Origin of the sequence: Kineosporia succinea, from assembly GCF_030811555.1 — a bacterium.
GTDB lineage: Bacteria > Actinomycetota > Actinomycetes > Actinomycetales > Kineosporiaceae > Kineosporia > Kineosporia succinea.
The window spans coordinates 3,369,511-3,382,783 of record NZ_JAUSQZ010000001.1 but is presented as its reverse complement, the minus strand read 5'-3'; the positions used below and the strand labels follow the sequence as shown (position 1 = coordinate 3,382,783).

The 13,273-nt window shown below is 68.2% G+C and carries 16 protein-coding genes; all 16 read right to left on the bottom strand.

What is annotated here, in order from left to right; genetic code table 11:
- Positions 1–38: 38 nt before the first annotated feature.
- Positions 39–1,730 carry an ABC-F family ATP-binding cassette domain-containing protein gene (locus J2S57_RS14870; RefSeq protein WP_307243003.1) on the bottom strand — a complete coding sequence of 564 codons (1,692 nt, stop codon included), beginning with the start codon at positions 1,728–1,730 and terminating at the stop codon, positions 39–41.
- Positions 1,731–1,778: 48 nt separating this feature from the next.
- On the bottom strand, positions 1,779–2,264 hold the full coding sequence (locus J2S57_RS14865) for a DUF5709 domain-containing protein (protein ID WP_307243001.1): 486 nt from the start codon (positions 2,262–2,264) through the stop codon (positions 1,779–1,781).
- Positions 2,265–2,393: 129 nt separating this feature from the next.
- A complete protein-coding gene (locus tag J2S57_RS14860; RefSeq protein WP_307242998.1) occupies positions 2,394–4,283 on the bottom strand; it encodes an ExeM/NucH family extracellular endonuclease in 1,890 nt (629 codons plus the stop codon).
- 172 nt (positions 4,284–4,455) lie between these two features.
- Complete coding sequence (gene truA, locus J2S57_RS14855) at positions 4,456–5,307, bottom strand: tRNA pseudouridine(38-40) synthase TruA (protein WP_307242995.1); 852 nt, start codon at positions 5,305–5,307, stop codon at positions 4,456–4,458.
- 230 nt (positions 5,308–5,537) lie between these two features.
- A complete protein-coding gene (gene rplQ, locus J2S57_RS14850; RefSeq protein WP_307242993.1) occupies positions 5,538–6,140 on the bottom strand; it encodes a 50S ribosomal protein L17 in 603 nt (200 codons plus the stop codon).
- A gap of 66 nt (positions 6,141–6,206) precedes the next feature.
- Entirely contained in the window at positions 6,207–7,223 is a 1,017-nt protein-coding gene (locus tag J2S57_RS14845; RefSeq protein ID WP_307242991.1) for a DNA-directed RNA polymerase subunit alpha, read from the bottom strand.
- A gap of 119 nt (positions 7,224–7,342) precedes the next feature.
- Positions 7,343–7,750, bottom strand: a complete 408-nt coding sequence (gene rpsK / locus J2S57_RS14840) for a 30S ribosomal protein S11 (protein WP_307242990.1) — start codon at positions 7,748–7,750, stop codon at positions 7,343–7,345.
- Positions 7,751–7,816: 66 nt separating this feature from the next.
- Positions 7,817–8,197, bottom strand: coding sequence for a 30S ribosomal protein S13 (gene rpsM / locus J2S57_RS14835; RefSeq protein ID WP_307242988.1), 381 nt, complete (start codon positions 8,195–8,197; stop codon positions 7,817–7,819).
- Between the two features lie 194 nt (positions 8,198–8,391).
- Entirely contained in the window at positions 8,392–8,505 is a 114-nt protein-coding gene (rpmJ, locus tag J2S57_RS14830) for a 50S ribosomal protein L36 (protein WP_307242986.1), read from the bottom strand.
- 49 nt (positions 8,506–8,554) lie between these two features.
- A complete protein-coding gene (infA, locus tag J2S57_RS14825) occupies positions 8,555–8,776 on the bottom strand; it encodes a translation initiation factor IF-1 (protein WP_166605559.1) in 222 nt (73 codons plus the stop codon).
- A gap of 217 nt (positions 8,777–8,993) precedes the next feature.
- Positions 8,994–9,836 (bottom strand): type I methionyl aminopeptidase, encoded by an 843-nt coding sequence (map, locus tag J2S57_RS14820; RefSeq protein ID WP_307242983.1) that lies wholly within the window; start codon positions 9,834–9,836, stop codon positions 8,994–8,996.
- 18 nt (positions 9,837–9,854) lie between these two features.
- Positions 9,855–10,427 (bottom strand): adenylate kinase, encoded by a 573-nt coding sequence (locus tag J2S57_RS14815; protein WP_307242980.1) that lies wholly within the window; start codon positions 10,425–10,427, stop codon positions 9,855–9,857.
- Positions 10,428–10,440: 13 nt separating this feature from the next.
- Complete coding sequence (secY, locus tag J2S57_RS14810; RefSeq protein WP_307242978.1) at positions 10,441–11,751, bottom strand: preprotein translocase subunit SecY; 1,311 nt, start codon at positions 11,749–11,751, stop codon at positions 10,441–10,443.
- A 193-nt stretch (positions 11,752–11,944) separates the two neighbouring features.
- The gene (gene rplO, locus J2S57_RS14805; RefSeq protein ID WP_370882474.1) at positions 11,945–12,406 is read right to left on the bottom strand and encodes a 50S ribosomal protein L15; all 462 of its coding nucleotides are present in this window, start codon (positions 12,404–12,406) and stop codon (positions 11,945–11,947) included.
- 1 nt (position 12,407) lies between these two features.
- Complete coding sequence (rpmD, locus tag J2S57_RS14800) at positions 12,408–12,590, bottom strand: 50S ribosomal protein L30 (RefSeq protein WP_307242975.1); 183 nt, start codon at positions 12,588–12,590, stop codon at positions 12,408–12,410.
- Complete coding sequence (gene rpsE / locus J2S57_RS14795; RefSeq protein ID WP_307242973.1) at positions 12,590–13,249, bottom strand: 30S ribosomal protein S5; 660 nt, start codon at positions 13,247–13,249, stop codon at positions 12,590–12,592. The genes rpmD and rpsE overlap by 1 nt, the downstream gene beginning before the upstream one ends.
- Positions 13,250–13,273: the final 24 nt, after the last annotated feature.

The window sequence follows — 13,273 nt, the reverse complement described above, 5'->3', positions numbered from 1 at the left end:
GAACGTTCCGTGAGAGCACGCTGAGGACAGCGGCAACTTCAGCGAGCGCGCTGCACCCGGGTCTCGTCCCAGACGGGTTCGTCCGACTCGTACACCCGGCCGTCCGAGCCGAACACCAGGAACCGGTCGAACTCCCGGGCGAACCAGCGGTCGTGGGTCACCGCCACCACCGTGCCCTCGAAGGCCCCCAGGCCCTTCTCCAGCGCTTCGGCCGAGTGCAGGTCCAGGTTGTCGGTGGGCTCGTCGAGCAGCAGCAGCGTGGCGCCTGAGAGCTCCAGGAGCAGGATCTGGAACCGGGCCTGCTGCCCGCCGGACAGCGACTCGAAGCGCTGCTCGGCCTGGGTGTTGAGCTCGTACCGGTCGAGCACCTTGCTGGCCGCGTCGCGGGGCAGGCCGGACCGGTGCCCGTCACCGCGGTGCAGGATGTCGAGCAGCGTCCGGCCGAGCAGCTCCGGGTGCTGGTGGGTCTGCGCGAACCAGCCCGGCCGCACCCGCGCCCCCAGCCTGACCTGGCCCGAGTGCTCCACCGCGCCCGGGCTGGCCAGCGGCCCGTCTTCGACCGGCTGGTGCTCCACGTCCGGGTCACTGCCCCCGGCCGCCAGCAGCCGCAGGAAGTGCGACTTGCCGGAACCGTTCGAGCCCAGCACCGCCACCCGGTCGCCGAACCACAGCTCGGTGCTGAACGGTTTCATCAGCCCGGTCAGCTCGAGGTCCTCGGCCACCACGGCGCGCTTGCCGGTGCGCCCACCGGTGAGCCGCATGGTCACGTTCTGCTCGTTGGCGACGAGCTCGGGCGGGCCCGCCTCCTCGAACTTGGCCAGGCGGGTCTGGGCCGCGTGGTACTGCGCGGCCATCGAGTCCATGAACGTGGACTTGGTCTTCAGCATCAGCACGAGCGCCTTGAGCTTGGCGTGCTCCTCGTCCCAGCGCCGCCGCAGCTCCTCGAGGCGGGAGTTGCGGTCGGTGCGGGCCTGGCCGTAGGTGCCGAACCCGCCGCCGTGGATCCAGGCGTTGGCGCCGGCCGCGTGCGGCTCCAGCGTGACGATGCGGGTGGCCGCGTGCGAGAGCAGCTCCCGGTCGTGGCTGACCAGCAGAACCGTCTTCCGGGTCTGGGCCAGCTGCTGCTCGAGCCAGCGCTTGCCGGGCACGTCGAGGTAGTTGTCGGGCTCGTCGAGCAGCAGCACGTCGTCGGTGCCGCGCAGCAGGGTCTCGAGCACCAGCCGCTTCTGCTCACCGCCGGAGAGGGTGTTCGCGTTGCGGAACTGGGCCTTCTCGAACGGCATCCCGAGCGCCGCGACCGTGCACACGTCCCAGGCCGTCTCGGCCTCGTAGCCACCGGCGTCGGCCCAGTCGGAAAGGGCCTGCGCGTAAGCCATCTGGGTGGGCTCGTCGTCGTGCTCCATCATCGCCAGCTCGGACTTCTCCAGAGCCCGGCCGGCCTTGCGCACCGGCGCGGGGGCGACCGAGACGAGCAGGTCGCGCACCGTCGTGTCGTCACGGACGCTGCCGATGAACTGGCGCATCACGCCGAGCGAGCCGGTCACCACGGCCGCCCCGGACTGCGCGGCCGCGTCACCGGCCAGGATGCGCAGCAGGGTGGTCTTGCCCGTGCCGTTCGGGCCGATCAGGGCCGCGACCGCCCCCTCGGGCACCTTGAAGGTGACCTCGTCGAGCAGCGGGCGCCCGTCGGGGAGCGTGAAGGAGACCTGGTTGACGTCGATACCGGACACCCGGCCAGTGTGCCCGGTACCGGCGCCCCCATGCTCCTGATTAAAGAATCAGTCGATCACGTGGACCGCTGCCTCTTCGGCGCTCGCGGCCCCCTGGTCGATGCCGACGTCCGACCCGATCAGGTCTTTCTCCTCGTCGGAGCCGAGACCCTCGTCCGGGTCGACCAGCCGGCCGGCGCGCTCGCCACCGACCTCGGCGTACGAGAGGTCCTCGTCCTCGACCCGGTTGTTGTCCACCGAGTCGACGTTCTCGTCGGTGGGCGACGCCTCGAGGTCGGAGGCCAAGTTGGGGTCGGGCTCCTCCTGTGCGAGACGCTGGTCGAGACTCTCGCCCTCCAGCTCCTCCTGCTCGGTGGTGCCGAACCGGGTCATCCCCCGCGGCTTCTCGGGCGGCGAGTAGCCGGCGTCGAACACCGTGCCGTCGACGTCGTCGTCACCGAACGCCTGGTCGAGGTCGTACGTGTCGTCCGCCCCGTCGTCACCGGGCTGGTAGACCTCGTCCGAGTCGCCGGGCTCAAAGGTCGAATTGCTCATGCAGGCGAGATTGGCACTGTCCGCGTTCGCCCGCCATTCGTGAGCGTCCGGGTTTTCATGCAACCCCGCACAATGGTGGACGTCCCGGTCACCTCGACCGGAACGTCCACCATCAGGGTCGTGGTGGCCCTACTTGCGCAGGTCCAGCCCGATCAGCACCGGGTCGTGGTCGGAGGTGCGGAAGCGGTCGGGCGCGTACAGCGAGGTGATCTGGCCGGCCGACTTGAAATTGGTGTTGTAGTCGAGCACCGAGGGCTCGTCGGCGTTGATGTGCACGTCCTGCACGTCCTTGACCTGGCTCTTCAGCGAGGAGCTGGCCAGGGCCTGGTCGAGGTAGCCGGACTGGCCGTCGAAGACGTACGAGTACGCCTGCTCACTGCCGATCTCCTTGTCGATCATGTCGACGTAGCCGCTCCGGGCCAGGGCCTGGATCGGGTCTTCCTTGGCGTAGCTGTTCAGGTCACCGATGACCAGCACGTCCCTGTCGCCGGCGGTCTTGACCACGGTCGAGTCGATCCACGTGGCCAGCTCGGTGGCCTGCTCCGTGCGGTGGGCGTTCCAGCAGCTCTGGCCGTCGTTCTGGTCGGCGTCGGCCCCGGTCGCGCCGTCGCAGCCCTTCGACTTGAAGTGGTTCACGACCACGCTGACCCTGGCGTTCTTCCTGTCCTTGAAGGTCACCGAGAGCGGGTGCCGCTCGAACAGGTCGTCGTCGGCCACCAGCGTCCTCACCGGCGTGACCTTCGCCGGCCGGTAGAGCATGCCGACCTTGATCGCGTCGTCACCGGCCACGTTCGTGACGCCGGTGGCCTGATCCGCGTCGATGTACGCGTAGGTGCCCGGCTTCGTAGCCGCGTTCAGCGCGTCGGTGAGGGCCGCGATCGCGCTGTCCGCGCCGTAGCCGTCGTTCTCGATCTCCATCAGCCCGACCACGTCGGCGTCGAGGCTCTTCAGCGCCGCGACCTCCTTGGCGGTCTGGCGCTCGAACTCGGTCGCGTTCTCGGCGCCGCGGCAGTCGGCGGCCGCGCCACCCACACCGTAGGTGCAGCCCGTGAAGGTGTTGAAGTAGTTCAGCACGTTGCTGCTGGCCACGGTGACGTCGCCCTTGACCCTGCTGGACTTCGGACGCGCGTTGGCCGCCTTGAAGTTCGCCTGCCCGTTCAGCGCACCGACCGGGCGCAGGCGCCAGGCGTTGGGGCTCGCGGCGTTACCCGCCCAGGTGTATGTGAGCACACCGGTCGCGTTCTTCACGGTGTCGCCGGTGCGCAGGGTGTTGCTCGCGCTGAGCGGCTTGCCGTCGCGGCCGAAGACGATCGGGTCGGCGTTCTGGTTGTTCAGGGCGTCGTCGATGATCAGCTGGTTCAGGTCGTTCTCGGCCTGCAGCTTCGCGCGGCGCGGGTCGGCGGCGGCGTAGACGTTGGTCGGCTGCGTCAGCCGGCCCCTGGACGAGACCGTGACCTGGCCGAAGCGGCCCAGCAGGTAGTGCTCGGTCACGGTCAGGTTCTGCGGCAGGCGGACGAGCATGCCCTCGTAGCGCTCGAGGCTGTTCCCGCTCGTGAGGGGCAGCTTCACGGTGGTCGGCCTGACCGACCTGCCGGTGCCGCACAGCTCGACGGCGGTGGAGGTGACCTGGGTCTGCCCCTGGTACTCCGCGGCGTTGCCGGTGACCTGGACCTCGTCGCCGACCTTCACCTGGTTCTGGCCGGGGGCGTAGACGAAGATGCCGTCGGACGTGGCCCTGTCCCTGTCGCCCGCGTCCTGCACGAAGAAACCCTGCAGCGTGGGCGAGGAGCCCTCGTTGTCGCTGACCACGACACCGCGCACGGTGACCGTGCCGGTGATCGCCGCGGTGTCGCCGCTGCCCTGGACCTTGCCGATGGCGGTGGTGGTGCCGGTACAGGCTGCTTCTGCCGTCCGGGCCGCCTGAGCCGTTGAAGGGGCCACCAGGCCCAGGCCGGTGAGTGTCGTCGCCGCGGTGAGAACCACGGCCCCCGTCGCGTAGGTACGCCTCGTCGTCGTCACGGTCAGGCAGCCTAGGCGCGATCGGTTTGATTGGTGTGAACGGAACATGACGTAGGGGCAAGCGGTCGGGCCTTCACCTCGGCCTCCGGGCAGGGCCCACCCACCCGGGCACGCTCGAGTCCCGCCGGAGGTTGTCACCGATGCCGGTACGAGGCCGCCCCGCCGCAGCGTGCTACGGCAGCGTCCGCACCGCGCGTGACTCCCGCGCCCGCCCGGCCAGCTCGGAGTCCGCCGGGTACCCGACCTCCTCCAGCACCAGCCCGTGCGGCGCCACCACGGCCACGTGCGGATCCCGACGGCGCCCCGTCAGCACCTCGGCCGGCCACTCCACGGACTTGCGCCCCTCCCCCACCGGCAGCACCGCCCCGACCAGCGCACGCACCATCGAGTGGCAGAACGCGTCCGCCAGCACGGTGGCCTCCAGCAGCCCTTCCGGAGTGCGCCGCCACTCGTACCGCAGCAGCGTCCGGATCGTCGTCGCCCCCTCGCGGTGCTTGCAGAACGCCGCGAAGTCCTTCAGCCCGACCAGCCGCCCCGCGGCCTCGGACATGGCCGAGGCATCGAGAGGGCGCCGATGACTCAGCACGTCCCGGCGCCGTAGGGGCGGCGCCCCGGCCGGGTGATCGCTGACGCGGTAGGAGTACCGGCGATGCACCGCCGAGAACCTCGCGTCGAACCCTTCGGGCGCAACCGAAACCCCGTGCACGCGAACGTCACCGGGCAGCACACCGGCCAGCCGCGTCACCAGCGCCAGAGCCGGGGCGCGGTCACTCCGACCGGGAATCTGCTCCCAGGCACCGACCGGCACATCCGCGTGCGCGACCTGACCGCGCGCGTGCACCCCCGCGTCCGTACGTCCCGCCACCGTCAGCTTCACCGGTCGCCCCAGCCGCAGGATCGTGCTCAGGCCGGTGGCGATCGTCTCCTCCACCGTGCGGCGGCCTGGCTGGGCGGCCCAGCCGCTGAAATCCGTTCCGTCGTAGCCCAGATCGAGCCGGATCCGGACCAGCGGCTCCGAAACCACGTCGCCCCTCGTGGTATTCGCGGGCACAGAGGCCTCAGAGGGCTCAGAGGGCGAAATGAGGGACGCGTCGGGGCCTTCCGGCCCCACCCCGCCTCCCGGCGCCTCCGGTGACCCCGGCCCCTCAGGCTCCGCAACGTCCGTAAGCAATGGTTCTTCTCCGCGGTCGAGGCTGCTGAACGAGACGAGCCCGCCACCCCCGAACGGGGATGACGGGCTCGGCTGCGTGAGAACTACTTCTTCTTGCCTTCGACCGCGTCCTCGGCAGCCTCTTCGGCGACCTCGGCGGCAGCCTTGGCGTCAGCGGTGCCCTCGGCCTCCGCAGCGGCCTCGGCCTCGGCGGCGGCGTCAACCGCGGCCTCGGCGTCGCCGGCGGCCTTGGCGTCCTCGGCCTTGGCGGCGGCAGCCTCGGCGGCCGACGTGTTGCCGCGGGCCGCACGAGCGGTGGCGGCCTCGGCCTCACGCGCGGCGGCGGTCACGGGCTCGAGAACGAGCTCGATGACGACCATCGCGGCGTTGTCGCCCTTGCGGTTACCGATCTTGGTGATACGGGTGTAGCCGCCCTTGCGCTCGGCCACCACCGGAGCGATCTCGGTGAAGAGCGTGTGGACGACGCCCTTGTCCGTGATCGTCTGCAGCACCCGGCGGCGAGCCGACAGGTCACCGCGCTTCGCGAACGTGATCATGCGCTCAGCCAGCGGCTGCATGCGCTTCGCACGCGTCTGCGTGGTGGTGATGGACTTGTGCGTGAACAGCTGGGTCGCGAGGTTGGCCAGCAGCAGCCGCTCGTGCGCGGGACCACCCCCGAGCCGGGGACCCTTGGTGGGCGTGGGCATGTCGGTGAACTCCTAGAGATGCGCACCCGGCGCGGGGTTCGCATCCCGCGCCGGGCTAGGGGGTTGTCAGAGCTGCTCGTCCTCGGCGAACGACATGTCGTCGTCCGCTCCGAAGCTGTCGACGACGAGCGAGGGGTCGAATCCGGGCGGGCTGTCCTTCAGCGCGAGGCTCATGCCGTGGAGCTTGGCCTTGACCTCGTCGATGGACTTGGCGCCGAAGTTCCGGATGTCGAGCAGGTCGGCCTCGCTGCGCCCGACGAGCTCACCCACGGTGTGGATGCCCTCGCGCTTGAGGCAGTTGTACGACCGGACCGTGAGGTCGAGCTCCTCGATCGGCAGCGCCAGGTCGGCGGCCAGGGCGGCGTCCGACGGGGACGGGCCCATGTCGATGCCCTCGGCCTCGAGGTTGAGCTCGCGGGCCAGGCCGAACAGCTCGACCAGCGTCTTGCCGGCGCTCGCCATGGCGTCGCGCGGCTGCATCGACGGCTTGGTCTCGACGTCGACGATCAGCCGGTCGAAGTCGGTGCGCTGCTCGACACGCGTCGCCTCGACCTTGTACGTGACCTTCAGCACCGGGGAGTAGATGGAGTCGATCGGGATCCGGCCGATCTCCTGCTCACCGGTCTTGTTCTGGTTGGCCGACACGTAGCCACGACCGCGCTCGACGGTCAGCTCGAGCTCGAGCTTGCCCTTCGCGTTCAGGGTGGCGATGTGAAGGTCGGGGTTGTGCACCTCGACGCCGGCCGGCGGGGCGATGTCCGCGGCGGTGACCGTGCCCGGACCCTGCTTGCGCAGGTACATCACGATCGGCTCGTCGTGCTCCGAGGAGACGACGAGACGCTTGATGTTGAGGATGAGCTCGGTGACGTCTTCCTTGACACCGGGCACGGTGGTGAACTCGTGCAGCACGCCGTCGATACGGATGCTGGTGACCGACGCGCCCGGGATGCTCGAGAGCAGGGTGCGACGGAGCGAGTTACCGAGGGTGTAGCCGAAACCCGGCTCCAGCGGCTCGATGACGAACCGGGAGCGGTGCTCGGAGACAGCCTCCTCGGCGAGGATGGGGCGCTGTGCGATAAGCACTGTTCGTTTTCCCTTTCGCTACAGGCGACCGCTATATGACGCCTGCTGGGGGTGACCCACCGATTCCATGTCAACCGGCGGGTGGGCCTCCCGGGTCACCCCGGGAGGCCCGAAAAGCATTAGACGCGGCGGCGCTTCGGCGGGCGGCAGCCGTTGTGCGGGGTCGGCGTGACGTCCTGGATCGAGCCGACCTCGAGGCCGGTGGCCTGGAGGGAGCGGATCGCGGTCTCGCGGCCCGAGCCCGGGCCCTTCACGAAGACGTCGACCTTGCGCATGCCGTGCTCCTGGGCGCGACGCGCGGCGGCCTCGGCGGCCATCTGCGCGGCGAACGGCGTGGACTTACGCGAGCCCTTGAAGCCGACCTGGCCGGAGGACGCCCACGCGATCACGTTGCCGACCGGGTCGGTGATCGACACGATCGTGTTGTTGAACGTGCTCTTGATGTGAGCGTGGCCGTGGGCGACGTTCTTCTTTTCCTTGCGACGCGGCTTACGCGACGCAGAGGCCTGGCGTGACTTGGGAGGCATCTAAAAGCTACTTCCTGGGAGGTCGTCGGTCCGTACTCCGGACCCTTGGTCAGAGGGTGGAGCGGACTACTTCTTGCCGGCCTTCTTCTTACCGGCAACGGTGCGCTTCGGGCCCTTGCGGGTACGAGCGTTGGTCTTGGTGCGCTGACCGCGGACCGGCAGGCCGCGACGGTGACGCAGGCCCTCGTAGCAGCCGATCTCGACCTTGCGGCGGATGTCGGCGGCAACCTCGCGGCGCAGGTCACCCTCGAGCTTGAAGTTGCCCTCGAGGAAGTCGCGCAGGCTGACGAGGTCTTCTTCGCTGAGCTCGCGCACACGGAGGTCGGCGCTCAGGCCGGTGGCCGCGAGCGTCTCCTTGGCGCGGGTCTTGCCGACGCCGAAGATGTAGGTGAGGGCGACCTCGAGACGCTTTTCGCGCGGGAGGTCGACTCCGACGAGACGTGCCATTGCAGGAGTTCTCTTCTCTGCTCGTACCGGGTGTGGAGCAGCGGCATTCCCCCTGATGGAGCTGAGGGGTCCCCGGCCCGGTGGTCCGGGGGTGTCGCCCCACGAGGTCGGGCGTGTCGCCCGGTGCCTCAGAGACGTGCGCTGCTGTTTTTCTCAGATGCTGTGCAGTGGTGCCGTGCTTCTGCGGGGCTGGTTCAGCCCTGACGCTGCTTGTGGCGCACGTTGTCGCAGATGATCATGACCCGGCCGTTACGGCGGATCACTCGGCACTTGTCACAGATCTTCTTGACGCTCGGCTTGACCTTCATCGTGGCTTCCGACGGGGGCTGATGGTGCAGGGCTTGTGGAACGGAGGTGTCACTTGTAGCGGTAGACGATGCGCCCACGGGAGAGGTCATACGGGCTGAGTTCGACCACGACCCGGTCTTCCGGAAGGATCCGGATGTAGTGCTGGCGCATCTTGCCGGAGATGTGCGCGAGTACCTTGTGCCCGTTGGAAAGCTCCACGCGGAACATGGCGTTCGGCAGCGCCTCCACCACGGTGCCTTCGATTTCGATGACGCCGTCTTTCTTCGGCATGTCCTCCGCTTTTCCTGTTGATCGTTTTTCGCGGCGCCCGGCCGCTGACCGTCTTCGCAGACGGACACGATCAGGCGTTTTCACCAGACGGCTCAGACTGACGTCCAGAGGCTGTCTCGTGTCGTCACCGGCGGTTACCTGGGTGACGAATCAGTTCAGCACATGAGCCGACGCAGAAGTCTACGTGATACCACGCCGGACGACGAAATCGAGCCGCTTACAGGGCTCGTTGTGACACCTTCGCACCAAGTTCGGCCAGCTTCGCGACGCCACCGTCGCGGGCGGTCAGCACCCAGAGGCCGTCGTCGAGCAGAGCCACCGAGTGTTCCCAGTGCGCGGCGTTGCCACCGTCGATCGTAGCGACGGTCCAGTCGTCGGCCAGGACCTTGGTCTCCGGGTCGCCGGCGGTGAGCATCGGCTCGATCGCCAGGCAGATGCCGGGCTTCAGCTTCGGGCCCCGGTCGCGCGTGCGGTAGTTCAGCACGTGCGGTTCCTGGTGCATCTCGGTGCCGATGCCGTGGCCGCCGTAGTCCTCGACCAGACCGAACCGGTCACCGACGAAGTCCTCGACGGCGATGCCGACCGCGTTCAGGCGCTCCCCCGCGGCGATCGCCGCGATGCCGCGCCACATCGACTCCTCGGTGGTGTCGATCAGGTCCTGATCGGCCTTGGTCTGCTCGTCGCTCTTCTCCGAGGGGCCCGGCACCACGGCGGTGAACGCCGAGTCGCCGTGCCAGCCCTCGAGGATCGCGCCGCAGTCGACGCTGATCACGTCACCCGCGCGGAGCACCCTGGCGCCGGGGATGCCGTGCACGACCTCGTCGTTCACCGACACGCAGAGCGTGGCCGGGTAGGGCGGGCGGCCGTAGTTCAGGAACGACGGGGTGGCACCCCGCCCGGTGATCAGCTCGTTCGCGATCCGGTCCAGGTCGCCCGTGGTCAGCCCGGGGGCCAGCGCGTTGCGCACGGCGTCCAGGGCGTCGGCGACGATCAGCCCGGCGGCCCGCATGAGCAGGACCTGTTCGGGAGTCTTGTACTGGATCCGGTCGCGACCGAGCATCTGTGCTGTCTTTCTGTCTCAGGCGGCGAAGTCGGCACACGCGGCGAGGAGCCGACTCGTGACGTCGCCGATGTCCCCCATGCCGTCGACCCGCTGCAGGAGATTGCGGTCCGAGTAGAGGTGCACCAGTGGGGCGGTCTGCTCGGTGTAGACCTCGAGCCGGTGCCGGATGACGTCTTCGGTGTCGTCCGGGCGACCCTCGATCTCGGCCCGCTTGAGCAGACGCTCGACGACCTCGTCCATGTCGACCGTCAGCTCGAGTACCGCGTCCAGCGTGTTGCCGGCCGTGGCGAGCATCGAGTCGAGCTCGTCGACCTGGGCCGCCGTGCGCGGGTAACCGTCGAGCAGGAACCCGACCGCCGCGTCCTCTTCCAGGAGGCGGTTGCGCACCATCTCGTTGGTGACCTCGTCCGGCACGTACTTGCCGGACTTCATGATCTCCTCGACCTGCAGACCCAGCGGCGTCTTGTCGGCGACGTTCTGCCGGAAGATGTCACCGGTCGAGATCGCGGGGATACCGAAGTGGGCTGCGACCTTCTTGGCCTGTGTGCCCTTGCCGGCGCCGGGAGGACCGAGGATCACAAGCCTCATCAACGCACCGCTCTCATCGCAGGAACCCTTCGTAGTGACGCTGCTGCAACTGGGACTCGATCTGCTTGACCGTCTCCAGGCCGACCCCGACGACGATCAGAATGCTCGTACCGCCGAAGGGGAAGTTCTGATTGGCGTTGACCAGGATCAGCGCGATCAGCGGGATCAATGCCACCATGCCCAGGTACAGAGCACCAGCGAGAGTAATGCGACTCAGAACATATTCCAGGTAGTCGGCGGTCGGTCGCCCGGCGCGGATGCCCGGGATGAAACCGCCGTACTTCTTCATGTTCTCGGCGACCTCGTCGGGGTTGAAGGTGATCGCCACGTAGAAGTACGTGAAGAACACGATCAGTGCGAAGTAGGCCGCGATGTAGATCGGGTGGTCGCCCTTCACCAGGTGATTGTTGATCCACGTCACCCAGCCGGCCGTACTGTCCTGGCCCTGGAACTGCGCGATCAGGGCGGGCAGGTAGAGCAGCGACGAGGCGAAGATGACCGGGATGACACCGGCCATGTTGACCTTGATCGGGATGTACGTGGTGGTGCCGCCGTAGGCGCGGCGACCCACCTGGCGCTTGGCGTACTGCACCGGGATCCGGCGCTGGCTCTGCTCGACGAAGATGACGGCGGCCATGATCAGCAGGCCGATACCGATCACCGTGAAGAAGGTGTTGAAGCCACGCTCGGACTTGATCGCCCACAGGGCCGACGGGAACGACGCCGCGATCGAGGTGAAGATCAGCAGCGACATGCCGTTGCCGATCCCCTTCTCGGTGACGAGCTCACCCAGCCACATGATGAAGCCGGTGCCGGCCGTCATGGTCAGGACCATGACGCCGAGGGTGAAGATGTCGTCGTTCGGGATCAGGATCTCGCTGCAGTTCGTGAACAGGCCGCCGGGCTGCCGCGAGATCGCGACGAACGTGGTGGACTGCAGAACCGCGAGGCCGATGGTGAGATACCGCGTGTACTGGGTCAGCTTGGCGGTGCCGGACTGACCCTCTTCCTTCAGTGCCTCGAACCGCGGGATGACCACGGTGAGCAGCTGAACGATGATCGATGCCGTGATGTACGGCATGATCCCGAGCGCGAAGATCGAGAGTTGCAGCAGCGCACCACCACTGAAGAGGTTGACCAGCTCGTAAAGGCCGGTACCGCTGCTGCTGCTGGCGAGATTGACGCACCGTCGAACGGCCGCGTAGTCGACGCCGGGGGTCGGGACGTACGAGCCCAGGCGGAACAGCGCCATGATCGCTACGGTGAAGAAGATCTTGCGCCGCAGATCGGGGGTGCGAAACGCCCGGAAGAACGCGGTGAGCACGCAAAACCTCCTGCGCGCTGCCCGGACAAGGGGCAGCTCGTCGTTACTGGCCTGTGGAGCGCCTGCGAATCTACTCGGACATACCTGTCTGAGGACTGTTCGCAAGACGCCGGTCGGGTGACCTTAACACCCCGGCGACTCGCCCATCAGGGAGTCGCCGGGGTGTCAGGAATCGTGCCTGGTGAGCTTGGTCTTACAGCTCGGTGGCGCTGCCGCCGGCCGCGGCCAGCTTCTCCTTGGCGCTGGCGGAGAACTTGTTCGCGCTCACGTTGAGCGCGACCGAGATCTCGCCGTCGCCGAGGACCTTGACCAGGTGCCCCTCACGGACAGCGCCCTTGGCGACCAGGTCCTCGACGGTGATGCTGCCACCGTCGGGGAACAGGCTGCCGAGCTTGTCCAGGTTGACGACCTGGTACTCGGTCCGGAACGGGTTCTTGAACCCACGGAGCTTGGGCAGCCGCATGTGCAGCGGCATCTGCCCACCCTCGAACCGGGCCGGGACCTGGTAGCGAGCCTTCGTACCCTTGGTACCGCGGCCCGCCGTCTTACCCTTGCTGCCCTCACCACGACCCACGCGGGTCTTGGCGGTCTTCGCACCCGGCGCCGGGCGCAGGTGGTGAACCTTCAGGGCGTGCTCGCGCTGACCTTCTGCCATTTCAGTCCACCTCCTCGACGGTGACGAGATGCCGCACCGTGTTGACCATCCCGCGAATCTCGGGACGGTCCTCCTTGACCACGACGTCGCCGATCCGCTTGAGGCCGAGCGAACGCAGCGAGTCGCGCTGGTTCTGCTTGCCACCGATCTTCGACTTGATCTGAGTGACCTTGATCTGGGCCATCAGGCACCCACCCCCGCCGCGCGAGCACGCAGCATGGCGACGGGAGCGACGTCCTCGAGGGGCAGGCCACGACGGGCCGCAACCTCTTCGGGACGCTCGAGACCACGCAGCGCGGCAACGGTCGCGTGAACGACGTTGATCGCGTTGTCCGAGCCGAGCGACTTGCTCAGCACGTCGTGGATACCCGCGCACTCGAGCACGGCGCGCACCGGGCCACCGGCGATAACTCCGGTACCGGGGGACGCCGGCATGAGCAGCACGACACCGGCGGCCTCTTCACCCTGGATCCGGTGAGGGATCGTGCCCTGGATGCGGGGAACCTTGAAGAAGGCCTTCTTCGCCTCTTCAACGCCCTTCGCGATCGCCGCGGGCACTTCCTTGGCCTTGCCGTAGCCGACGCCGACCGTGCCGTCGCCGTCACCGACGACGACCAGGGCGGTGAAGCTGAAGCGACGACCACCCTTCACGACCTTGGCGACGCGGTTGATCGCCACGACGCGCTCGACGAACTGGTTCTTGTCCTGGCCGCCGTCACGACCGCCACGGTTGTCGCGGTCACGGCCGCCCCGGCGACCGCCGCCGCCGCTGTTCTCGCCGCCGCTGTTCGGCCCGCCGGAGTTGTTGTTACCCCCGGGCCCGCGACGCTGAGGTCCAGCCATCAGACGTTCCTTCTCTCTGTCTTC

Coding starts and splice junctions, on each gene's coding strand:
- infA (WP_166605559.1), bottom strand. CDS start 8,776: ATGCCGAAGAAAGACGGCGTCATCGAAATCGAAGGCACCGTGGTGGAG.
- map (WP_307242983.1), bottom strand. CDS start 9,836: ATGCTCGGTCGCGACCGGATCCAGTACAAGACTCCCGAACAGGTCCTG.
- rpsE (WP_307242973.1), bottom strand. CDS start 13,249: ATGGCTGGACCTCAGCGTCGCGGGCCCGGGGGTAACAACAACTCCGGC.
- J2S57_RS14815 (WP_307242980.1), bottom strand. CDS start 10,427: ATGAGGCTTGTGATCCTCGGTCCTCCCGGCGCCGGCAAGGGCACACAG.
- rpmD (WP_307242975.1), bottom strand. CDS start 12,590: ATGGCCCAGATCAAGGTCACTCAGATCAAGTCGAAGATCGGTGGCAAG.
- J2S57_RS14865 (WP_307243001.1), bottom strand. CDS start 2,264: ATGAGCAATTCGACCTTTGAGCCCGGCGACTCGGACGAGGTCTACCAG.
- rplO (WP_370882474.1), bottom strand. CDS start 12,406: ATGGCAGAAGGTCAGCGCGAGCACGCCCTGAAGGTTCACCACCTGCGC.
- rpmJ (WP_307242986.1), bottom strand. CDS start 8,505: ATGAAGGTCAAGCCGAGCGTCAAGAAGATCTGTGACAAGTGCCGAGTG.
- rplQ (WP_307242993.1), bottom strand. CDS start 6,140: ATGCCCACGCCCACCAAGGGTCCCCGGCTCGGGGGTGGTCCCGCGCAC.
- rpsK (WP_307242990.1), bottom strand. CDS start 7,750: ATGCCTCCCAAGTCACGCCAGGCCTCTGCGTCGCGTAAGCCGCGTCGC.
- rpsM (WP_307242988.1), bottom strand. CDS start 8,197: ATGGCACGTCTCGTCGGAGTCGACCTCCCGCGCGAAAAGCGTCTCGAG.